The organism is Paenibacillus sp. 598K (genome assembly GCF_003851045.1).
Classification (GTDB): Bacteria; Bacillota; Bacilli; order Paenibacillales; family Paenibacillaceae; genus Paenibacillus_D.
The window spans coordinates 1,506-21,564 of the sequence record NZ_BFBX01000016.1 but is presented as its reverse complement, the minus strand read 5'-3'; the positions used below and the strand labels follow the sequence as shown (position 1 = coordinate 21,564).

Below are 20,059 nucleotides of genomic sequence, written 5' to 3'. Positions count from 1 at the left end.
TATCATGCAGTACGAAGTGACAAAGGTATTTCGCGACAAAAATACCGGCAAGCGATACCCGGTCGGAAGTGTGTACACCGGGGAAGATGCCGAGCGGATCGAAGAATTGCAGGAGAAGGGGTATCTAGCAGACGAACCTGTCGAAAGCAAAGCGCCCGAAGATCCTGCCGAGGAACTGAAACAGGTCGGAAAGGGCGTCTACGAGCTGCCAAATGGGGAGAAGGTCAAGGGCAAGGAAGCGGCCCTTGAAGCGCTGGCGAAGCTCAACGCTGAAAGCTCGGAGTAGACAGGGGGCGCGCCAATGCTGACAACCATCGAACGGGCGCGGCGCATGGGCGTCGACCCCAGCGAGGCCATGCCGGACGAGGAATTGACGATGCTGATCGCCGTAGCCTCCACGGCGATCGAGGAATACTGTCGCCGGAAGTTTGGTATGGCTGAGCATAGCGACCGGGCCAGCGGCATGCGCGGCCCGTATTTGCAGTTGCCTAACTACCCGATACACAGCGTCGTCATTGGCCGAGACTTTGAGCATCCGGTCGAAGATGTGTCCATCCTGGCCGACGGCATCCTGTTCAGCCGTTGCGGCTGGCCGGGCGGCATCCGAGATTATGCCGTCACCTACACGGCGGGCTATGTACTGCCCAGCCAGGAGACGGAAGATAACGTCACGACCCTACCCGCGACGCTCGAATATGCCTGTGTGCTGATGATCAAGCATCTGCAGCGCGAGCATGGCGTTGCGTCGGAGCGGGTCGGTGACATATCTGTGAGCTATAGCGCGGCCGAAGCAGACATGCCGTCAGCGGTCAAAGCCATGCTGGCGCCCCATGTGCGGCCGGAAATATGAGGTGAGAAAATGACCATGCTTACAACCGTCGCCAGGGTTCGCCGGGCGACGAGGAGGGAAGAAGACCATGAAGAAACGAAGGCGCTGGCGGCGGCAATTGCCGCCGTATCTGCTGCTTTTGAACGTCATTTTGGCGCTACACTCTCACTTACCCCGCATCAGGTGAGGGTCGAGGGGCCGGATGCGCCCTATTTGCAGCTTCAACATACACCGATTCACTCGGCTCGGGTCAAGATCGGCGGGAAGCTGGTCGACGAGGCCGATTACACGATTGATGCCACGTCAGGCGTCCTCGTCCACGAATCTTCGTGGCCGGACGCCGAAAAGACCGTCCAGGTCAACTATACAGCCGGATACGTCCTGCCCAGCGACGACAACGAGCATATGACGCTGCCTCGGCATGTGGAAATGGCGTGCATCCTCTACGTGCAACGGCTGCTCGACGAGCTGGCATGGCGTGGCTTGCCGGACGATGCGCTAAATCAGCAGCTCAGGGAGGCGACGGCCGGAGAAATGCCGGTCGCTGTCGCTGCCCTGCTGCGTCTGTGAGGTGATCCGATGGCAAGTACCAAGTCCAGAGCGCGCCGCGCCGGGGTGCAGGTCACCGGCGCGGACAACCTGAGCAAGCTGGCCGCCCGGCTGCGGCCGCTGACCCAGCAAAAGGTTATCATCGGCGTCCAGGGCGACGCCGAGCTGGCGCTAATCGCTGGCGTACATGAGTACGGCAGCGTCAAAATGTCTATTCCGGCACGGTCATTTGTCCTGACCGGGCGGAAGAAAGGTCAGGTGCCGATCGGCAAGCTCGTCCGGGCGGGCGTCGCGGAGATCGCGCGGGGCAGACGCCGGATCGGCGACATGCTCGACGAGGTCGGCCGCGTCGGCCTGGACAAGATGCAACAAAACTTTGACCGCATCAACGATCCGCCACTCAGCGCCCGTTACGCCCGCAGTAAGATCGGCCGCCGACTGCTCCAGCGAGAGCAAGACCTGCGGGACAGCCTGACCTATGATGTCGTGCCGAGGAGTCGATAGCGATGCGTTTTAGGTTCGCGGGCATACTGCGCAAGTACAACCGACCCTATACCCTGGTGCGCGACGCTGGCGGCGCGTATGTGGGCGGCAAATGGGTCCCAAGCCCGCCGGAGCGTCTACGCCTCTCCGGCGTCGTGCAGCCCGTCAGCGCCCGTCTGAGGGCCTCTGAGGGCGGCAACTACACAGACACCGACCGGATGCTCTACACGGTCACGACGCACGCCAGCGGCGAGCGGATCGAGCATCAGGGGGTACAGTACACCGTAGCAGAGCTTACCGAGCGGGAGTATAGCGACGTCAATCAGTACCTGTTGAGGAGAGTGGTTGTCAATGCTCCCGTTTGAGGCCATCCGCCTAGCGATTGTCGAGGGGTTGCAGCAGGAAACAGGGCGGCTCGTAATCCAGATGAACGGCGGCGGGCCGGTGCCGGAGGGCGATTTTTACACGTACCATTTCCCCGGAGGCTTCCGGGGGTCTGGGGGCCAACCGATCCTCCTGCAGCAGCAGGCCAAGCTCCATCGCTTGGAGGCGGTGACCTTCACGTTTTCGTTCAATTCTTATGCTGACGATACCGACGTCGCACTGATCCACGCCATGCAGGCGAGGGATTGGTTTCATACGACAGGAGCGGAGCGTCTGAAATGGGCGCTTGACGTCGTTGTCGTCGATGTCGGGGACATCCAAAACCGGGACGTTAATCTCGGTGAAGAGTGGGAGCGACGGCAAGGCTTTGACGTCGAGTTTCGCGCGACGGATGTCGTCATCACCGATTTATCCGGCTGGATCGAGACAGCACCAATACAAAGGAGTGAGTAACATTGAGCATTAGCGATGTAACGGTAACGATATCCGTCCAGCGGCCGACGCCGATCCTTGGCGGCTTCGGAAAGCCCCTGATTCTGGGGGCCAGCACGGCAGGCCAGGCATTTAAAAACTATGCCGACCTGGACGCGGTTCGGACGGACTACCCGTCCGCGACAGAGGAGTATAAGGCGGCGGCAGCGCTGTTCGGCCAGCGTAACGCACCGGCTGAGGTGGCGATTGCCTGCCGCCGGACCGGGACGGACCCGGAGGCGCTGGCGGACTATGTCCCGCAGCTCCTGCAACGGGATTGGCATTTCCTCATCGCCACGACGGCCACAATCGCCGATCAGATCCTGATCGCCGACGCCGTCGAGGCAGACCGGACGCGGCAATACCTCACGCGAACCAGCAGCAAGGCCGATCTTGCCGAAATTAAAGCCAAGGGGTACGAGAGGACAGCGGTCCTGTATCACCCGACCGTAACCAACTATCCTGATGCGGCGTGGGTCGGCGCAGTCGGTAGCCTGCCGCCCGGCTCGCCGACGTGGAAGGGCTGGACGCTGTTCGGCATTGCGCCGCTCGACCTCGACGCTACCGAGCTTAACGAGATACACGCGCTCGGCGGCAACGCCTATGTCACCAAGGCCGGGGTCAACGTCACCAGCGACGGCCGGGCGGTAAGCGGGGAGTTTATCGACCTGGTGCATAGTCAGGATTATATCGTCCAGTCGATCAAGTTTGGCATCCAGGACCTGTTTAACCGGGCACAGGACACCAACACCAAAATCAGCTATGACAATACCGGCATTGCGCAACTGGAGAGCGTCGTCCGCACAGTACTGCAGCGGGCCTACATCAATGGCATGATTGCAGACGGCGAGGACGGCGTCCCTCTGTATAGCACGACATTCCCGCCGAGATCGGCGGTCGACCCGGCAGAGATCGCGGCTCGCAATTATCCAGACGGTCAGTTTGAGTTTGTGTTGGCCGGAGCGATCCACAGCGCTGCGATTCGCGGCGTCATCAAATTTGCATAGGAGGAGAGAGCATTGGCAGTATCTACGTATGATCCGAAGGACGTCACGACGATTGTTAAAGGCACATATCTGACGGGATACGGCGAAGACTTGGTCACCGTCGCCAAAGACGAAGAAAACTGGTCTACGGCGGTCGGCGCGCAGGGCGATGTCGTGCGCAGCAAGGTTAACAATCCGCTCGGCACCGTGACCGTTACGCTGCAACAGACCAGCCCGCAATGCGCTTTTCTCGATCGTCTCGCCAACAGCGAGGAATTGTTCCCGATATCCGTCGTCTACTCCGGCACACCCAAGGAGACGACGACCGTCACGCAGGCTTATATCAAAAAACCCTCCGATCGTGAGTACGGCAGCGAGGCGGGCGACCGCACGTATGAGTTTCAATGTCTCGACATTTCCATGACTTAAATTCGCAAGCGCTTGGCATTATTCATTCAAAGGAGAGATAGAGCATGGGAGTATTTAAGCAAAAAACAGTGGTGACCAAGTCGGGTAAGGAGTACAAGCTGCAGCATCCGGGGGTACGGGCCGTAACGAAAATCACGGACCGCATCAAGAATAAGCACGGCATTCCCTCTGACGAGCGTCTGGCCGAGGAAATGCTGCAGTACGTCGTCGTTGAGCCTAAGATGCGGCTGGACGATTTCGACTCCTACGCCGAGATGACCGAGATCGTCGGCAAGGCGTTCGCCTTCATCACAGGTCAGGACGACGAGCCGGAAGACGATGCCGATCAGCAAGACTGAGGCTCGGCGGCGGGCGCTCGAGCGCTGGGGTTATTGGCGCTTGCTGCTCTCGGACATGGGCATCACCTATAGCGACCTCCTGCAGATGGATGACGACGATGTCGCCGAGGCTAACGCGGCGCTTGACATTCATCTGGAGTTCTTAAAAAAAGAGAATAAGCGCAAATAGCGGGCGGCCCTTTGGCCGCCTCTCTTTTTTTGCGAGAAAGGAGGCATCATGGCAGGCGGGATTATAGGCTCGCTGATGTACTCAGTCGGCTTTAAATTTAACTCCAAGGGCATTAAGAGTGCCGATAGTAAGGTCGCCAAACTGACCAAGAGCGTTATTGGCCTGGGCACAGCAGCGACGACGGCGATGATCGGCATCGGCGCTGCCGGGCTTGCAACGGCGACCAACTACGAAAACGCAATGGGTCAAATACAAATGGCGACTGGGGAAACAGCCGCTCAGATGGAGGCGACGCGGGAAGTCGCGTCCGGCCTCTATAGCCAAAATTTTGGGAAGGATTGGAACGATCTCGCGACATCGATCGCCAGCGTCCGGCAGATCACAGGAGATACGGGCGACGAGCTAGAGCGCACAACCAAGCACGCGCTGCTGCTGCGCGATGCGTTCGGAATCGAGGTCAATGAGTCGGTTCGCGCGGCCAAAACGATGGTCGAAAACTTCGGCATCACCTCAGAGCAGGCATTTAATTTGATGGCTCAGGGTACGCAAAAGGGACTCGACTTTTCGGGCGAACTGATCGACACAATTAATGAATACTCGCTCCAGTTTAAAACGCTAGGCTTCAACGCTGACGAGATGTTCGACACGCTGGCAGCCGGATCGGCGGAAGGCGCGTTTAATTTGGACAAGGTAGCCGACGCAGTCAAGGAGTTTGGCATCCGCTCAAAAGATGCCGGTGACAAAGGCGCGGTCGAAGCCTTCGAGATGTTGGGCCTCAACGCTGACAAGATGATGTCAACCTTTGCAGCGGGCGGGCCAGCGGCCAAGCAGGCATTTACCGACATCGTGCAGATGATCGGGGATATCTCAGACCCCGTGCATCAAAACACGGTGGCCGTGGGTCTGTTCGGCACGCAATTTGAGGACCTTCAAAAAGATGTCATTACCGCGATGGGCTATGTCGACAAGCAATTCGACATGAGCAAAGGCACGATGGAGGAGTTAAACCAGGTCAAGTTTAACCGGCCTGGCGAGGCAATGGCGATGTTCCGCCGCTCGATCGAGACGGGCATCCTGATCCCGATCGGGCAAAAGCTGCTGCCGTACCTTAATCGGTTTGGACAATGGCTGTCCAACAATCAGGCGCAGATCAAAACCGTGGGCAATGCCATAGGCGGGGCGATCGGAGGCGGCATTGAAAAAGTAATCCTGGTCGCGCAAATTGTCGTGCCGTACATCAAACAATTTGTCAATCAGGCCGTAAACGCCTTTGTCGCTCTGATCGATAAGGGTAAGGTGTTATGGGCTGACCTGGAGCCGATCGCAACCTTAATCGGCACGAAGCTCGTCGCGGCCGTTACCGCACTATGGCCGCACATCCAGGAGATTGGCCGTAAGATTGCCGATGTCGGCAAGTCTGTTGTGGAGTGGGAGGGCTTTTTACCCCTGGTCGCCTCGCTGACGGCGGCCTTTGTTGCGTATAAAGGCGTCGTCATGACGATAACGACCGTCACCAAGGCAGCCAGCATAGCGACAAAAGCCTGGTCGATTGCACAGGCCGCATTTAATGCTGTCATGGCGCTAAACCCGATCGGTATCGTCGTCGCAGCTCTTGTCGGGCTGGGCGTCGCCCTCGTCATTGCCTACAAGCGGTCGGACAAGTTCCGGGCCTTTATCAACAAAATGTGGGCGGGCGTCAAAAAGGGCACGATGGCCGTCATTAACTTCTTCCGGGTGACGGTACCCAAAGCATTCGTGACGGCGTTTAACGCGGTCACGAATTTTTTGAAAAAATGGGGCGTGGTGCTGCTTGCGGTCATTCTCGGTCCGATCGGGCTGCTGATCGGACTTGTCATCAAGTATTGGGATCAGATTAAGTCGGTCACAATCACCGTATTTACGGCGGTGTGGGATTGGCTTAAGTCGACCTGGAACAGCATTACCTCGACGGTATCCGACGCGGCGTCGTCCGTTTGGTCCGCGATTAGCGGCGCGTGGACCAATGCTGTCAACGCGACGCAAACCAAGATGACCGAGGTCTGGAACAAGGTCAAGAGCATTTGGGATGGCATCGTCACGAGCATCAAGACGGCCGGGACCAATCTATGGACCGAGGTCAAGGAAATGTGGGACAAGGTCGCCGAGTTTTTTGCCGGGATCAGCCTTATCGACGTTGGCCGAGACATCATTAACGGTCTAATTGAGGGTATAGGTTCCATGGCCGGTGCGCTCATGGACAAAGTCGAGCAGATGGGCACCAATTTTGTCAATGGAGTCAAGGGCTTTTTTGGCGGCAAGGCGGAAGCTGAGGTCACAGTCAGCGGGGCGGCTGGAGTGGACGGGAGTTATGCCAAAGGTCTCTCCTATGTCCCATATGACGGATTTATTGCCGAGCTGCATAAAGGCGAGCGCGTCCTTACCGCCGAGGAAAATAGGCAGTACCAGGAGCGGCCGCGCATGCCCAAGGTTACGTCAATTGGCGCAGATCGCATCGACGACGGTCGACCTGAGCGAGAGCGGCCTGCTATGCCGCAGATCGTGCTGGTGCAGCCTGTCACCGCCGAGATCGGCGTCCCTCGTGCCGAGGAGAGCCAGCCCGAGCGAGAGTGGCCTGTTATGCCGCAGATCGCGCCGGTGCAGCCCGTCATCGCCGAGGTTGACGTCGTCGGCATCCCTCGCGCTGATGATAGTCGGCGAGAGCGGAGCCAGCGACCGCAGGAGCGGCCATATACGCCGGAGTCGGCCCCAGCTCGCAGCAGCGGCAGCCGTGACGTTAGCTTTACTGCGCCGGAGATCAATATCAACATCAACGGCAACGCCGACGACAAGACGATTGCCGATATCCGGGCGGCCGTCCGACAAGAGATGCAGGACATGTTGGAGGCTGCGGCGCGCATAATGGGGGTGGATATCGATGGCCTTACTGGATAATCACTATCTAACGGTCGAGACGGAGTCCCCATCCTACCCGGTCGCCGTCACAGAGCAGCCGGTCGAAAAGGGAATTAACCTGATTGACCATGTGCAGGCCCAGGCGCGCACGCTGGCGCTCTCCGGCATCATCGCCGGTCCAGATGCGGCCAAGGTGCGGGCCTACATCCTGTCGGTCAAGGACAAGGGTCAGGTAATCAAGTATGTTGGTCGCAATGCCTTTACGGGACTGATTACCGCTTTCGACACGACACATGATTATGCCCACGCAAACGGCATGACCTTTACGATGGAGCTCCGCGAGGTGCGGGTAGCGACAACGGCCTATGCCGAGACGCTGCCGCCGCCGGTCAAAGCGCAAGTGGTGCCGATCGTCAACAGCGGCACCAAGCAGACCAAGAGCAACAAAAAGGCTGGCGGTAGCAAAAAGAAATCCGGCAGCGGCAAGAAGGAAAAGGAAAAGCCGCCGAAGGTGACGTTTAAAGCAGGCAGCAAGTGGGGAGGGAGCTAAGTGGAATACATCGAAATCGAAAAGGAGCTGGTCCCGTACCGCTTCGACATCTCGATCGCCGACGAGCCATTTACCTTCGAAGTCCATTACAACCCCGACCACGATTTTTTTACCATCGACCTATCCCGTGACGGGGAGGTGCTGGCCTACGGGGAAAAGCTCGTCTACGGGCAAACGATGTTTTGGGACATCTACGATCATCGTTTCCCAAAGCTCGCGCTCGTTCCCTTCGACGAGTCAGAAAGCAGCACGGCGGTAACCTGGGAGACGCTCGGCGTGAGCGTCTTCCTTTATGTCGTAGATCGGGAGGGAGCGGACGGTGAGCTATAAAAACTTCGGCCGGGCCGTCGAGATCATGACGGCCAACATGTCGTTTAGCCTCGGCAAGTTTGGGATGAGTGGTACCGTCCCCTTTGACGCGGACCCCCTGCCCAACGAGTCGGAGCTGCAACTGTACAACCTGGCGCAGACGACGATTAACAACATCAAGCGCAATGAGGTGCTGATGGTTAATGCAGGCTACACCGGCGACGTCGGCGTTATCCTGCACGGCCGTATCTCGTCAGTCCGCACGCGCTGGGAGGGCGTCGACAAGATTACGACGATCTACGTCATGGATAGCGAGGATCTGTCCAAACGCGAGGTCAAAGAGATTGCTTACGCCAAAAACACGCTGGCCAGCGCGATCATTAAGCAGATGGCGACGTACATCGGCCTGCCGGTCGCACAGATGCAGCTCAACCGAGACTACCGCTATCAAGATGGGTACTCGGCCAAGGGAAAGGTGACGGACATCATCGCCGACGTCTGCAAGGACTGCGGCACGTCCTGTTACATTAACCAGGGCAAGCTTTACGTGCGTAGCCTGCGCAGCGGAGCCGACGCCGTCTTTAACCTGTCGCCGGACACGGGCCTGATCGGCAGTCCGGAGTATTTTAGCGACGGCGGGCTACAAGGCTATCGGCTGCAGGCGCAGTTGCAGCGCCGACTCACGACGGGATCAGTCATTAACCTGACGAGCCGCGAATGGTCCGGCAAGCTGCATGTCCGCAGCGGCAGCCATACCTTTAGCAATACCGGAGACTTTTTAACAGAGGTGGAGGCGATTATATGAGCGGAGTCAATCCGGCCGGGACGCTCTCCCGGCTACTCGGCGGCCAGGGCGGCCAGCAGGCCGACCGCCTGAACGTCGCCCTCCCGTGCAAGGTGGTCGCCTTTGACGAGACAACGCTGCTCGCCGACGTGCAGCCGCTGCTGAAGCTGACGGGCGATCAACCAGCGCAGCTCCTGGGCGTGCCGACGCTCGGCCAAAAGGTGAGCTTTACGCTGCAGCTCGGCAGCAGCACCTATCCAGTCGAGACGACGATGCGGCCCAAGCTGCAGCGCGGCGACGTCGTCTTTGTCGTCTGCGCCGATGCTGAGATCAAAAACACGCTATCCGGCCAGGTGGCCGCGCCGGATACGGGCCGACGGCACAGTCGTAACGATGCGGTCATTGTGGGGGTGCTGCCATGTTCGCTCTCCGAGTAGACGCATTCGGCGACCTGGTCCTGCTCGATGGTGAGCTGCAGACCGTGTCCGGCCCGGAGGAGATCGCCCAAGGCTGTCGGCTGACGCTCGGCACGCGGGCCGGGGAGTGGTTTTTGGACCCGGTGCATGGCCTGGACTTTGATGCGATCATCGGCAAGGACGTTTCCGGGGAGTCGTACCGGGATGCGATCGCCGCCGCGCTCCTGCAGGAGCCGCGCATCCAGACCGTCGACGAGGTGACCGTGGTCTTTGACCGGGCAGAGCGGACGGCGAAGGTCCATGTGACGGCGAGCGCGATCAACGGCGACATTATCACGATCGAGGGGGTGGAGACCGTTGTTGGATAGCAGAGGCTTTAAGCGGCTGCGCTTCGACGACCTCCTGTCACAGATGGAGGACAAGGCGCGGGAGGCATTCGGCGACACGGTCAATACGTCGGTTCGCTCGCCGCTCGGCATCATCCTGCGTATCTTCGCGTGGTTCCTTGCGATGAGCTGGAGCAATGCCGAGGATGTCTATAACAGTGGCTACATCCCGACCGCGACCGGTAACAACCTCGACCGGCTCGGGCCGCAGGTTGGGATTACCCGAACACAGGCGCAATGGGCGTCCGGGCTGCTGACGATCACCGGCACGCCGGGCTATATCGTCCCAGCGGGGACGCGGGTTACGACTCGGCTAGGCATAGAGTATGAGACGACGACCGCCGTCGAGCTGGAGGATGGCACGGCGACAGTGCCGATCGAGGCGCTAGAGGCGGGAGCATCGGGCAATGTGGCGGCTGGGACAATCACGATCCTCGTCAATCCCGTGCCGGATATCCTTACTGTCAACAATGCAACGGCCGTCACTGGCGGCCGTGAGAAGGAGACAGACGCCGAGTTTCGGCAGCGGTTCGATCTGTCCGTCGCTGGCGGGGGCGCGGCCTCTGTCGACGCCCTGCGCGGCGCGCTGCTGCGGCTGCCGTCGATCCGGGCGGCAACGATCCTCGAAAACTACGGTATGACGCCGGACGCCGGACGCCCGCCGAAGTCATTCGAGGCGTTTGTATTGGGCGGTGAGGATCAAGAGATTGCCGATACGATCTTTAGCGTCAAGTCGGGGGGCATCGAGCCGTATGGAGCGATCAGCGTACAGGTGACGGACCTGGGCGGTCAACCGCACACGGTCAAGTTTTCCCGCGCGGCCGAGGTCGCGATGCTGGTCGAGGTCGAGGTCACGCGCAACGCACAGTACCCGATCGACGGCGACGAGCAGGTCAGAGCGGCGATCATCCGCTATATCGGCGGTGAGGATGCGGCCGGGACGTATTACAACGGCCTGTCGATGGGTGCGCCGGTCGTCTATACACGATTGGTTGCGGCGGTCTATGCCGTTGAGGGCGTCGAGGACATGACGCTGCGCGTCGGTAAGACGTCCGGCAGTATGGCGATGGGTAATGTGTCCATCGCGCCGCACGAGGTCGCTCGGACGCGCGCCGTCGATATTGAGGCGAGCAGCCATGTATAGCGTCAAGGACATGCTGCGACGCTTTTCTGACGCTTACAACAAGTCACCAACCAGCAACCTGGGTAAGCTGATCGGCATTTTACACGGCCAGCTCGCGCAGCTCGACGAGACACTGGAGCGCGTGCGAGAGTGGCGCGACATCGACGCCGCCCAAGGGACGACGCTTGACCGGATCGGGACGAACATCGTGCAGCCGCGCGGGGCAGCGACCGACGAGGTTTACCGAGTGCTGCTTAAGTCCAAGATCGCACGCAACCTGTCCAAGACAGACGTCAACACGATTATACGGGTGCTGGCTATCGCGCTTGATTGCGACTATAGCGACATTCGAATTGTCGAAAAGTTTGCTGATCCGCTGGAGCCAGAGCCAGCCGCAATTAACCTGATCCGCGTCCCGGTGCGGCGCTTGAACGAGGTCGGCATGTCGCCGATACAGTTTGCTCGGATCATCCAAAAGACGGTAGCGGCGGGCGTCCGGGTGGCACAGATCGAGCTAGCCGGGACGTTTGCCCTGTCCTCGCAGTATGACGTGTTGGAGAGCGGGCCGCACGGCCTGGCCGATCCAGCGATGACGACCGGCGGCGAGCTGGGGACAATCTACGAGCCGGGCGACGATTATCCATTGCCCATCTAGGAGGGAGATATCATGGCATTTGATCAACAGCCGCCAGAGTGGCAGGCGGAAGGGATCGAGCCGCCAGCGTCCAAGCGGACGGAGGGATGGCAGGTCAATGACAAGCCGCCTGCTGCCTGGCTCAACTGGTTTTTCAACAAGGTGTGGCGCTCCATCAAGGAGCTGCAGACCAAGGCCGTCGAAAAGGTGGACGGGAAACAGCTCTCGACCGAGGACTACACCACGGCCGAGAAAACCAAGCTCGGCGGGATCGCCGCCGGGGCGAACAACTACACGCATCCGGCGACACATCCGGCGAGCATGATTGTCCAGGACGCAAGCAATCGCTTTGCGACCGACGCTGAAAAGTCGACCTGGAACACGGCGGCCGGACGCGTCAATCAGGATGTACGGACGTCGGCCAATCCGACGTTTGCTGCTGCTACGATTGGCCGGACGGTGCTACGGCCTGCCAATGAGGGGGAGTCCTTGCTGCTTAAAGGCGGCACGGCCAATCATGTCTATTTAGGCTTTTACCCGCTGGCCTCCGACCAAAATACACGCGGAGCGTATTTTGGTTATGTAGGGGGAGGCAGCCGCACATTTACCTTTCACAATCAGCTCGACGATGGCGACCTTGTATTTGGGGTCGGGGGGACAGGAAAGATTAAGTTGGGCACCAACTGGCGCAGCAGCACTGAGGTATCGGGTCAGCTCATATCGACAATTGACTCCTCTTATCCGCCGTTTGTCATCGCCAGCCCGACGCTAGTAACCAACCTGAACGTCGATATGCTGGACGGATACCACGCCGCAAACAACAGCACGGCCAACACCGTTGCAGCTCGGACCGCCTCCGGCAACATTGTAGCTAAGGCATATTATTCTGATGTTGCCCAGGGGACAGCACCGCTAAATGTGTTGAGTAGTACGCTAGTGGGCAATCTTAACGCTGATCTGTTGGACGGTTTACACGCCGTTTCCGGGGCTTCCGCAGGAAATACAGTAGTCGCACGTAATGCGGCTGGGGACGTACATGCCAACTCCTACGCCTCGTCAGTCGCGACAGGGACCCCGCCCTTGTATGTTAATTCTACAACCGTGGTGGCCAATCTAAACGCCGATATGGTGGACGGGTATCACGTCTCCGAATCTGCCACGGCCTCAACACTAATGGCGAGAAATACAAATGGCGATGTATGGGCAAGACGGTTCACATCAAGTATAGCAACAGGCACATCACCTTTTGCGGTATCTTCCACAACCGTAGTCACGAACCTGAATGCCGATATGTTAGATGGGTACCACGCCTCTTCTGCGAAAGACGGAAACACCGTAGCCAGAAGGAACGATGATGGCGATTTATTTGCACGAACTTACTCTTCTTCGAGAACAGGAACATCGGGCGGGGCATTACATCAAATTTTGCGTAATAGCGACGATGCCCTCCGTTGGGGGATAGGGTTTCAAAACGAGGAAACGGGCTCGAATGCAGGTTCTGACTTTGCCGTTTATCATTATGGCGACAATGGCACCGCAGGCAGAGCATTGACAATTACGCGTTCAAATGGCAACGCCGCATTTGCAGGAAGCATCACTGCAGCTAACATTAATCAAGACGTGCGTAGTGGGGCAAGTCCCACATTTGCAGGTTTAAATCTTAACGCTGCAACAGGCGGCTACAATCAGAGAGTTCCTAATAATAGCGGAACGCCTGGATCGTGGGCGCGCGGCGCAAGTTTTTTGGAAGACACTACCGGTACTAGAATAGCTGGCGTAGGTTTGTTCGGGACCGGCGAATCGACCCAAAGGTTGTATTTGGGGTACGGAGCGAGTCCATGGTCGACATCAAACGGCATACACATATTACCTAATGGCAGACTAGGCGTAAGGAAAATCAGTCCTCAACACGAACTCGACGTAGAAGGCAATGCAGGTGCCACACGGTTTATCTCTAGCCAGGCGACTGGACAAGCTCCGCTAGTCGTGGTGAGTACTACGCTGGTCAGCAACCTTAACGCCGACATGTTGGATGGGTATCACGCAACCGACTTTATTATGCGTCCCCAAGCCATAGCGGCAAACACCGACCTTAATAACATAACAACGGCTGGTTTCTACCATTGCGGCGCAAGTGCTACGGCTCAGACCCTTACTAACTGCCCGACAAACTATGCTTTTTCTTTGTTCGTTGAAATACATGCAGGCAGCAAACAAACGCTGACGGAATATCAGATAAACAATGCAAGGACATGGACTCGAAACCGTTATGGTTCAGATTGGGGAGCCTGGTTTAGAGTTTGGGATGCACGAGCGATGGGATCGGGAAGCGGCCTGGATGCAGATACGGTAGATGGTTACCACATTAACCAAGACTTGCGGACGACAGCAAGCCCGAGCTTTGCAGGGCTGACCGTCGCAAGCATCACATCCGCTGGAACGGTAGGCAACTGGGGAATCGCGCCAGATGGCAACGAACAGTTTTTTACCCGAGCAGGAGCAAGTTATATCAGGTCTCGATCCTCATCAGGCTATCTAAATTTTGCTACGGGTGGGGCAAGTCTAAACGATGGGGCTGCAGCGCTGCGGCTCGCCCCTAACAACGACGCCTTTTTTACCGGGACGATATCTGCTCCAGCGCTGACAATCACAGGCAGCGGTGCACCGTTCACGGTCTCCAGTACGACGCTGGTCAGCAAAGCGGGCAATATAGTCGAATACAACGTGGCGTCCGCATCGACAGACGCAACGGCGTTGACCTATACGCCAACGACGCAAGGCAACCGGTTAGTTAATGTTTATGTACGAGTGACGGCCACGACGGTGCTAAAAGTTGCTGTAACTTATACGGATTCGGGCGGCGCACAAACGACGTTCATCGTCGATACAAAGAGTTTCGCAACAGGGTCATATTCACTGGTGCCGGTATTCATCAACACGACGGCCGCAGCGATAAGAGTCATTGTCAATTCATCCGTGGCCGGCGCCGTTAAGGTGTCCGCGTCAATCTTGGAGGTGTAGACGGATGGGGCAAATATATTACCCGGATACAGCCACACAGCTGGATGAAATTGTTTATAACCATACGTACAACAGGGCCAACCCAGATGTGGGTAAATGGCGAACGTCCACGGCGTCGACCAACTTAGTGTCATGGGTCCGTTTTTCCCCGAGTGGGAACATGCTGGCGGTAGCCTACTCTGCCAATTACAGCAACCAATTGATTGAGATTTACCGGAAAACAGCCGCGAACGGTTGGGCCTATGTATCCAATTATTTAGCGGCGGGTAAAACCTTAATGGTAGATTGGGTCCATGACGGCCTAATCGTATTCACGGAGTCAGATGCTACACCGGTGGTGAGCATCTACGTAATGCCAGTGAGCGCCGATGGCATCTTATCGGGAACCAGGACGTTGGTATTCTCGACAACGGTGAACTATGTCGGAGGGCCGTTCGAAAGTACTGCCTCAAATGGCATCGGGGCGTTGAAATGTTCGCCTGATGGTCGTTGGATTACTTGCGTGGTTTATAACGGATCGTCCTACGTCATGCGGGGCTATCGTGTCGACAGTGATACCAATTTTGTCTCGGTACTTAACTACTCCCTCGGGGCAAATAAAAGCCAAGATATCGCATGGAGCGCCGACAGCAAGCATTTATTCGCGATCATTAACGCCACGTCATCCAATATCAAGCACTTCATGGTGTCATCCTCGACTTCGCTTGCCTTCTACACGACATACAGCACGTCGGTGTCGAGCGTCCCGACACGCATTGACTTTTCGAGGTTTAACAATGGCTATTTTGCAATTGCTACAGAAAGCACAATCATTATAGGCTTGCATAATGGATCGTCGAGCGTTTCGTGGATCGGATCTCTAGCCTATGCATGGATCGACGGGGCCTTTAACTACGAGGGAGCTATGTCCTTCCACTACGACGTCACAACCGGCGGTTTCATTCTCTATGGACACAGGGGAGCAACGGACAGGAATATTCTTTTTGGAGTGTCGGCCACGACACCGAACACCATCACGCAAGTTGCCTCTATCGTGTCTGGTTATGGTACAAGCAACGACATAGATCGTCTTGGCCGCTATTATGCATGTGCAGACAAATCGGGCAGCACCTTTGCGTTCGAGGCGCTAGGCACATCAACAGGGCGACAAATGGGCTTCATTATGAGCGACGGTAAATATGCATTCATTCCTACGACAGTAAAAGCGACCTACCCGCCGCGCGCCAAGGTAGGCGGCAATGTGTACGAGCTGCCAAACCGTTAACAAGCTCATAAGTCGCTACAAACTAATTTTGAGGAGAGATGAAAATGAATACTAGACAAAAAGCTGCAGAAAGACTGACCCAGGTACAGGCCCAGCTCTACGCACTGAGCGTGGAAAAGCAGGCGCTGGAAGACGAGGCGAAGACCCTCGCCGGTTATCTCAACCTTGCCGCACAAGAGGACAAGGAGCAGCAAGAGCAGCAGGAGAGCGAACAAACAGCATAGGTAGTCAGGGCCTCGCTTCGGCGGGGCCTTTTATATTGGAGATAGGGGGGCCATGCATTGGGAGGTGGAGAGGTCATGGATATGTCACAACTGCACAACACAATCACCGAGATTAGGGTCGAGCTGGGCAAGCTCTCGACACGCTTGGAGCGTTTGGACGAGTTTACCCGTCGCCTCGACGATCTTCACCGGCGACTCGATGATGTCGAGGGGGCAGTCACAAAAGCGGTCGAAAGTACAAAGTCTGCCCATCTCCGACTTAACGGCATTGGCAAGGTTGGGTTTTGGCTGCTGACAGCAATCGGTGGGGCGGCGATCGTTTTTGTGGTGGGCTTTGCTATGCGTGGGGGATTCAACATTTAATAGGAGGAATGGTAATCATGGAATGGACTGTAATTGAGGCTTTGATCGTGCCGGAGCTGGCCGGGGTGCTGGCTCTTTGTTGGGTTGTCGGATATGGCGCAAAGCTGACGCCGCGCATACCTGACTGGCTTATCATCTACATCGTCACAGCGGTCGGAGTGGTCATGTCCGGCCTGCTGATGGGCTGGGGCGTGGATAGCGTCATCCAGGGCGTGCTAGTGGCAGCCGTGGCAGTCTACGGTAACCAGGTCGTCAAGCAGGCAACAAAGGGGGCAAACAACGATGCTGACGCGTGACCAAGTTCAGAGCAAGTCACAGGCCCGGCTATCGGGCCTTTTGCCTGTTGTTCGGCTGGCTGCCGAGCGGCTGATCGATCGCTGCTACGCTCGAGGCGTGCCGATCGTCATCACGCAGGGGCTGCGGACCATCGCGGAGCAGGACGCACTCTATGCCCAAGGCCGGACCAAGCCGGGAGCCAAGGTGACCAACGCCCGGGGCGGCTACAGCTACCATAATTTCGGCGCGGCGATTGACTTCGCCCTGCTGCTGCCGGATGGGCGCAACGTGTCGTGGGATATGACGCGAGATGGCAACGGGAACAAGCTGCGGGACTGGATGGAGGTCGCCGAGGAGGGAAAGAAGCTCGGCTTTGCCTGGGGCGGCGATTGGAAGGATTTTAAGGACAATCCGCATTTCGAGATGACATTCGGGCTGACGACGGCGCAGTACCGGGCGGGGCGCAGACCGACACAGGCGCAGATCGAGGCGGCTACACGGCGCATCCTGGACGGCGATGCCCCGGAACCCAAGCACCCAGCCTGCCGCATCGTGGTCAACGGCGTAGAGGTCGCCAGCGGCCTGCTGATCGACGGGCGGGCCTATGCGGCGCTGCGAGCGGTAGGAGAGGCTGCTGGCTGCGTCATCGGCTGGGACAACGTGACCAAGACGGCCACGGTCAACGGTAAGCCTGTCGCGGGTATGCTGATCGATGGCGTGACCTACGTTGCGTTGCGGGCCGCTGGTGAGGCTGTCGGGGGCGTTGTGGCGTGGGATGGGCAGAGCAAGACAGCGAGCATCACGGTATAGGAAAAGCCCTCACTGACTTTCGTCAGTGGGGGCTTTTTGTCGTTTATCCCGATACTCTTCAATTTGCTTGACTGTCCAAAGCGGCCCGCCAGCAAGTCGCTGGATTGGCTCGGGGAACTTCCCGCGTTGCATGTAAACCGAGACATGCTGTTTCTTCCAACCGAGCATTTCAGCGGCTTCTGTCACTCCTGCCAGCGGGGGGATTAGTTTCCCGAGAACGCCTCATCCAGAGCTTTATTTAAATTTGCTGCATGGTCTTCAAGGTCTACACTTCCTGCGGATTCGATTACTTCCTGAACTGCTTCTGACCCATGTTCTTCCTTCAATGCCTCGATACGCTCCTCCAATTCCTCATTTTCCGTCAGCACCTTCGCCCACCAGTCATACGTTTCTTGGTTAGCTGTGTAGATGCCCGTATCGGAATCAAGTTCAAACTGCCAGCTCTCAGAGCCGAAGCCGTCGTGATTTCCGATCATGTCAGCTGCTGCATCTGTGCCGTTAGACGCGATCATGCTCAGTGTTTCCAAAGCACCCGTTTCTTTAATTATAACTTTCACCACTGCTATTTCCTCCCGCGCCCGACGCCGTTGTCGCATCTGCGGCAATATCTGTTCTCTAGTTGTTTGTTTGACTCCGTAAAACAAATATACCACGGTTGTTTTACTCTGTCAAACAAATGGTTATTTCGTTGGGCAAGTCGGCAGCGAAGTGCCTCAGTTGTTTTTTTTAAATCAGCTTGCCGATGGAAATGATTAAGGCCGCAATACTGATGATTACCGCAGCGACCTGCATGACGCAGGTTACAATACTTATGGCCCTGTTCATGTTCTCAGCTCCTTGTGATATAATATAGAAAGAAGAAGCCCCTTATATTTCATCCCGGTGGTTCCGGGAGCCTTTCGGCTCCCTTCCCCGTTGTGATTATCGCATCGCGGCGATGAGGGTGATTAGCGAAGCTGCTAGGTGGATGGCTGCTACCAACCACTTTAGAATTACACTTCGCTTAATCTTGTGCTTCTTCTTTCTTGTTTGTCTCATTGTCTCACCTCCTTATATTCTTATTATATACTAACGTGAGTATATTGTCAAGGATTTTTGTACTTGCGTGAGTATATTTTTTGTGTTATTTTGGATGAAAGGAGATGATAGTATGAGCGAGAAAAAAGGAACGGCCGCCACGCGGGCTAAGAACAAGTACAACGCGGCGGCATACGATCGGCTCTATCCTTATGTGCCGAAAGGTCGAAAGGCTGTATACGAAGAAGCTGCCAAGGCTGCCGGAATGAGTCTGAATGAATTCTTGACCGAGGCCCTGGAGGAGAAAGTGAAGCGTCAGGAGGGGTCATAATGCCCATTCATCCTGCGCAAATGAAAAAAGTGTACCGGGTAGTGGAACGATATATTGCCGGTGAAAAAATCTCGCATGAAGTTATGCGGATAGCAGTAGCCCAGCTGTATAAAGCTGAGCAGGAAGCACGGGAAGAAGCAGAAGAATGGGCACAGGAATACGACGATCTATTCCACAAAACCCAACAGCAACAGGAGCCAGCGGAGTAATTCGGCTGGCTCTTTAAATTCCCAAGCGCTTGTAAATTTCCCTATATACAAAATCAGACAAAATGTAGTACTATCTTCCTAAGGATAATAATTCCATAGGAGGAGATTATTTTGTTCGCGATGGGTTTAGTCGGGGGGATTTTTGGTATTATCGCCGCAATTGTTGCTATGATGATTGGCGGGGTCGACGCTGCGCTGTCGGATTCGGGTACATCTCAAATTACAGGTTTGGGTATATCCGCACTGCTATTCAGTATTCTTGGTATCATCGGATCAGCGTTTTCTAAGAGCAAGCCTAAGCTTGCCGGTACTTTGATGCTGATTAGCGGCGTGGCTGGGTTCATCAGCATTTCAATGTTTTACATACTGTCTGGCGTTTTGCTTATTGTTGCTGGATGCATGGGATTGTTCAGTAAAAAGAAGAAAGAAGCACCAGCAACTGCAGCCATATAAAAAAGAGCCGCATGAGGGAAATCCTCGGCGGTTCTTTTTTATACCTACAACATGTTGGTACTGATTCCTCGGTACCTATGTCAGTTAACAAGCCGATCACTTTGTCGGGAATCGTATAACGCTGGTTCAGATACCGAAGCGCAGCGGCAAGCTCGCCGTCCGCGCCGCCGTATTGCTCAGCCAGATACTTGGCCATCCGCACGTCACACTTGCTCACCCTGACCGGATACTGCAGCTTCTTGTCATAGATCCACATGGCTCATCCCCCTCGTATAGTATCTTTAGAACCTAGTTTTAAGCCAGTTTCCAGCCCCCGAGGGGGCTGGAGCGGCCCGCTTAATTTCCAGCACAACAGCACC

General features: G+C 56.6%; 28 protein-coding genes and 1 pseudogene. 27 read left to right on the top strand and 2 right to left on the bottom strand.

Annotation, left to right across the window (positions count from 1 at the left end; all coding sequences use genetic code 11):
• Positions 1-4 precede the first annotated feature (4 nt).
• The 24 genes from PA598K_RS06570 (at position 5) to PA598K_RS06455 (ending at position 17,690) form a co-directional block, all read left to right on the top strand.
• Complete coding sequence (locus PA598K_RS06570; protein ID WP_185601630.1) at positions 5-286, top strand: hypothetical protein; 282 nt, start codon at positions 5-7, stop codon at positions 284-286.
• A gap of 15 nt (positions 287-301) precedes the next feature.
• Entirely contained in the window at positions 302-850 is a 549-nt protein-coding gene (locus PA598K_RS06565) for a phage gp6-like head-tail connector protein (RefSeq protein WP_128656166.1), read from the top strand.
• 9 nt (positions 851-859) lie between these two features.
• The gene (locus PA598K_RS06560) at positions 860-1,399 is read left to right on the top strand and encodes a hypothetical protein (RefSeq protein ID WP_128656165.1); all 540 of its coding nucleotides are present in this window, start codon (positions 860-862) and stop codon (positions 1,397-1,399) included.
• A 9-nt stretch (positions 1,400-1,408) separates the two neighbouring features.
• On the top strand, positions 1,409-1,882 hold the full coding sequence (locus PA598K_RS06555; protein ID WP_128656164.1) for a hypothetical protein: 474 nt from the start codon (positions 1,409-1,411) through the stop codon (positions 1,880-1,882).
• A 2-nt stretch (positions 1,883-1,884) separates the two neighbouring features.
• Complete coding sequence (locus tag PA598K_RS06550) at positions 1,885-2,226, top strand: hypothetical protein (RefSeq protein WP_128656163.1); 342 nt, start codon at positions 1,885-1,887, stop codon at positions 2,224-2,226.
• A complete protein-coding gene (locus PA598K_RS06545; protein ID WP_128656162.1) occupies positions 2,213-2,698 on the top strand; it encodes a phage neck terminator protein in 486 nt (161 codons plus the stop codon). Before PA598K_RS06550 ends, PA598K_RS06545 begins: the two co-directional genes overlap by 14 nt.
• Positions 2,699-2,700: 2 nt before the next feature.
• Positions 2,701-3,723 (top strand): DUF3383 family protein, encoded by a 1,023-nt coding sequence (locus tag PA598K_RS06540; RefSeq protein WP_128656161.1) that lies wholly within the window; start codon positions 2,701-2,703, stop codon positions 3,721-3,723.
• A gap of 12 nt (positions 3,724-3,735) precedes the next feature.
• Positions 3,736-4,131 (top strand): phage structural protein, encoded by a 396-nt coding sequence (locus tag PA598K_RS06535; RefSeq protein WP_128656160.1) that lies wholly within the window; start codon positions 3,736-3,738, stop codon positions 4,129-4,131.
• A 44-nt stretch (positions 4,132-4,175) separates the two neighbouring features.
• On the top strand, positions 4,176-4,469 hold the full coding sequence (locus PA598K_RS06530) for a hypothetical protein (protein ID WP_128656159.1): 294 nt from the start codon (positions 4,176-4,178) through the stop codon (positions 4,467-4,469).
• Positions 4,450-4,638, top strand: coding sequence for a hypothetical protein (locus PA598K_RS06525; RefSeq protein ID WP_128656158.1), 189 nt, complete (start codon positions 4,450-4,452; stop codon positions 4,636-4,638). The genes PA598K_RS06530 and PA598K_RS06525 overlap by 20 nt, the downstream gene beginning before the upstream one ends.
• Before the next feature lie 48 nt (positions 4,639-4,686).
• On the top strand, positions 4,687-7,569 hold the full coding sequence (locus tag PA598K_RS06520) for a phage tail tape measure protein (protein ID WP_128656157.1): 2,883 nt from the start codon (positions 4,687-4,689) through the stop codon (positions 7,567-7,569).
• Positions 7,553-8,080 carry a phage baseplate protein gene (locus PA598K_RS06515; RefSeq protein ID WP_128656156.1) on the top strand — a complete coding sequence of 176 codons (528 nt, stop codon included), beginning with the start codon at positions 7,553-7,555 and terminating at the stop codon, positions 8,078-8,080. The genes PA598K_RS06520 and PA598K_RS06515 overlap by 17 nt, the downstream gene beginning before the upstream one ends.
• A complete protein-coding gene (locus PA598K_RS06510) occupies positions 8,081-8,410 on the top strand; it encodes a phage baseplate plug family protein (protein WP_128656155.1) in 330 nt (109 codons plus the stop codon).
• The gene (locus tag PA598K_RS06505; protein ID WP_260405297.1) at positions 8,400-9,194 is read left to right on the top strand and encodes a phage protein; all 795 of its coding nucleotides are present in this window, start codon (positions 8,400-8,402) and stop codon (positions 9,192-9,194) included. Before PA598K_RS06510 ends, PA598K_RS06505 begins: the two co-directional genes overlap by 11 nt.
• Positions 9,191-9,610 (top strand): Gp138 family membrane-puncturing spike protein, encoded by a 420-nt coding sequence (locus PA598K_RS06500; RefSeq protein WP_128656154.1) that lies wholly within the window; start codon positions 9,191-9,193, stop codon positions 9,608-9,610. The genes PA598K_RS06505 and PA598K_RS06500 overlap by 4 nt, the downstream gene beginning before the upstream one ends.
• The gene (locus PA598K_RS06495; protein WP_128656153.1) at positions 9,592-9,957 is read left to right on the top strand and encodes a DUF2634 domain-containing protein; all 366 of its coding nucleotides are present in this window, start codon (positions 9,592-9,594) and stop codon (positions 9,955-9,957) included. Before PA598K_RS06500 ends, PA598K_RS06495 begins: the two co-directional genes overlap by 19 nt.
• The gene (locus PA598K_RS06490) at positions 9,947-11,119 is read left to right on the top strand and encodes a baseplate J/gp47 family protein (RefSeq protein WP_128656152.1); all 1,173 of its coding nucleotides are present in this window, start codon (positions 9,947-9,949) and stop codon (positions 11,117-11,119) included. The genes PA598K_RS06495 and PA598K_RS06490 overlap by 11 nt, the downstream gene beginning before the upstream one ends.
• Entirely contained in the window at positions 11,112-11,753 is a 642-nt protein-coding gene (locus PA598K_RS06485; protein WP_128656151.1) for a hypothetical protein, read from the top strand. The genes PA598K_RS06490 and PA598K_RS06485 overlap by 8 nt, the downstream gene beginning before the upstream one ends.
• Before the next feature lie 12 nt (positions 11,754-11,765).
• Positions 11,766-14,753 (top strand): pyocin knob domain-containing protein, encoded by a 2,988-nt coding sequence (locus tag PA598K_RS37260; protein ID WP_221414101.1) that lies wholly within the window; start codon positions 11,766-11,768, stop codon positions 14,751-14,753.
• 4 nt (positions 14,754-14,757) lie between these two features.
• The gene (locus PA598K_RS06475; RefSeq protein ID WP_128656150.1) at positions 14,758-16,017 is read left to right on the top strand and encodes a hypothetical protein; all 1,260 of its coding nucleotides are present in this window, start codon (positions 14,758-14,760) and stop codon (positions 16,015-16,017) included.
• A 44-nt stretch (positions 16,018-16,061) separates the two neighbouring features.
• Positions 16,062-16,241 carry a hypothetical protein gene (locus tag PA598K_RS06470; protein ID WP_128656149.1) on the top strand — a complete coding sequence of 60 codons (180 nt, stop codon included), beginning with the start codon at positions 16,062-16,064 and terminating at the stop codon, positions 16,239-16,241.
• A gap of 75 nt (positions 16,242-16,316) precedes the next feature.
• Positions 16,317-16,604, top strand: a complete 288-nt coding sequence (locus PA598K_RS06465) for a hemolysin XhlA family protein (RefSeq protein ID WP_128656148.1) — start codon at positions 16,317-16,319, stop codon at positions 16,602-16,604.
• 17 nt (positions 16,605-16,621) lie between these two features.
• Positions 16,622-16,900 (top strand): phage holin family protein, encoded by a 279-nt coding sequence (locus tag PA598K_RS06460; RefSeq protein WP_128656147.1) that lies wholly within the window; start codon positions 16,622-16,624, stop codon positions 16,898-16,900.
• Positions 16,887-17,690 (top strand): M15 family metallopeptidase, encoded by an 804-nt coding sequence (locus PA598K_RS06455; protein WP_128656146.1) that lies wholly within the window; start codon positions 16,887-16,889, stop codon positions 17,688-17,690. Before PA598K_RS06460 ends, PA598K_RS06455 begins: the two co-directional genes overlap by 14 nt.
• A 203-nt stretch (positions 17,691-17,893) precedes the next feature.
• Here the strand turns inward: PA598K_RS06455 and PA598K_RS06450 are convergent, their stop codons facing one another.
• A complete protein-coding gene (locus tag PA598K_RS06450; protein ID WP_221414100.1) occupies positions 17,894-18,250 on the bottom strand; it encodes a hypothetical protein in 357 nt (118 codons plus the stop codon).
• Positions 18,251-18,840: 590 nt separating this feature from the next.
• Here PA598K_RS06450 and PA598K_RS06445 point away from each other — a divergent pair.
• The 3 genes from PA598K_RS06445 to PA598K_RS06435 all read left to right on the top strand — a co-directional run bounded on the left by PA598K_RS06445 (position 18,841) and on the right by PA598K_RS06435 (position 19,700).
• On the top strand, positions 18,841-19,038 hold the full coding sequence (locus PA598K_RS06445) for an antitoxin (protein ID WP_128656145.1): 198 nt from the start codon (positions 18,841-18,843) through the stop codon (positions 19,036-19,038).
• Complete coding sequence (locus PA598K_RS06440) at positions 19,038-19,247, top strand: hypothetical protein (RefSeq protein WP_128656144.1); 210 nt, start codon at positions 19,038-19,040, stop codon at positions 19,245-19,247. Before PA598K_RS06445 ends, PA598K_RS06440 begins: the two co-directional genes overlap by 1 nt.
• A 120-nt stretch (positions 19,248-19,367) precedes the next feature.
• Positions 19,368-19,700: a DUF4064 domain-containing protein gene (locus PA598K_RS06435; protein WP_128656437.1), complete on the top strand. Its 333-nt coding sequence runs from the start codon at positions 19,368-19,370 to the stop codon at positions 19,698-19,700.
• Positions 19,701-19,764: 64 nt separating this feature from the next.
• Here the strand turns inward: PA598K_RS06435 and PA598K_RS06430 are convergent.
• Positions 19,765-19,956 (bottom strand): annotated as a pseudogene (locus PA598K_RS06430) (manganese catalase family protein); the annotation flags it as partial.
• Between the last annotated feature and the right edge of the window lie 103 nt (positions 19,957-20,059).

Coding starts and splice junctions, on each gene's coding strand:
- PA598K_RS06515 (WP_128656156.1), top strand. CDS start 7,553: ATGGCCTTACTGGATAATCACTATCTAACGGTCGAGACGGAGTCCCCA.
- PA598K_RS06500 (WP_128656154.1), top strand. CDS start 9,191: ATGAGCGGAGTCAATCCGGCCGGGACGCTCTCCCGGCTACTCGGCGGC.
- PA598K_RS06435 (WP_128656437.1), top strand. CDS start 19,368: ATGGGTTTAGTCGGGGGGATTTTTGGTATTATCGCCGCAATTGTTGCT.
- PA598K_RS06560 (WP_128656165.1), top strand. CDS start 860: ATGACCATGCTTACAACCGTCGCCAGGGTTCGCCGGGCGACGAGGAGG.
- PA598K_RS06440 (WP_128656144.1), top strand. CDS start 19,038: ATGCCCATTCATCCTGCGCAAATGAAAAAAGTGTACCGGGTAGTGGAA.
- PA598K_RS06545 (WP_128656162.1), top strand. CDS start 2,213: ATGCTCCCGTTTGAGGCCATCCGCCTAGCGATTGTCGAGGGGTTGCAG.
- PA598K_RS37260 (WP_221414101.1), top strand. CDS start 11,766: ATGGCATTTGATCAACAGCCGCCAGAGTGGCAGGCGGAAGGGATCGAG.
- PA598K_RS06460 (WP_128656147.1), top strand. CDS start 16,622: ATGGAATGGACTGTAATTGAGGCTTTGATCGTGCCGGAGCTGGCCGGG.
- PA598K_RS06475 (WP_128656150.1), top strand. CDS start 14,758: ATGGGGCAAATATATTACCCGGATACAGCCACACAGCTGGATGAAATT.
- PA598K_RS06570 (WP_185601630.1), top strand. CDS start 5: ATGCAGTACGAAGTGACAAAGGTATTTCGCGACAAAAATACCGGCAAG.
- PA598K_RS06565 (WP_128656166.1), top strand. CDS start 302: ATGCTGACAACCATCGAACGGGCGCGGCGCATGGGCGTCGACCCCAGC.
- PA598K_RS06520 (WP_128656157.1), top strand. CDS start 4,687: ATGGCAGGCGGGATTATAGGCTCGCTGATGTACTCAGTCGGCTTTAAA.
- PA598K_RS06445 (WP_128656145.1), top strand. CDS start 18,841: ATGAGCGAGAAAAAAGGAACGGCCGCCACGCGGGCTAAGAACAAGTAC.
- PA598K_RS06530 (WP_128656159.1), top strand. CDS start 4,176: ATGGGAGTATTTAAGCAAAAAACAGTGGTGACCAAGTCGGGTAAGGAG.
- PA598K_RS06555 (WP_128656164.1), top strand. CDS start 1,409: ATGGCAAGTACCAAGTCCAGAGCGCGCCGCGCCGGGGTGCAGGTCACC.
- PA598K_RS06550 (WP_128656163.1), top strand. CDS start 1,885: ATGCGTTTTAGGTTCGCGGGCATACTGCGCAAGTACAACCGACCCTAT.
- PA598K_RS06525 (WP_128656158.1), top strand. CDS start 4,450: ATGCCGATCAGCAAGACTGAGGCTCGGCGGCGGGCGCTCGAGCGCTGG.
- PA598K_RS06470 (WP_128656149.1), top strand. CDS start 16,062: ATGAATACTAGACAAAAAGCTGCAGAAAGACTGACCCAGGTACAGGCC.
- PA598K_RS06455 (WP_128656146.1), top strand. CDS start 16,887: ATGCTGACGCGTGACCAAGTTCAGAGCAAGTCACAGGCCCGGCTATCG.
- PA598K_RS06465 (WP_128656148.1), top strand. CDS start 16,317: ATGGATATGTCACAACTGCACAACACAATCACCGAGATTAGGGTCGAG.
- PA598K_RS06485 (WP_128656151.1), top strand. CDS start 11,112: ATGTATAGCGTCAAGGACATGCTGCGACGCTTTTCTGACGCTTACAAC.
- PA598K_RS06495 (WP_128656153.1), top strand. CDS start 9,592: ATGTTCGCTCTCCGAGTAGACGCATTCGGCGACCTGGTCCTGCTCGAT.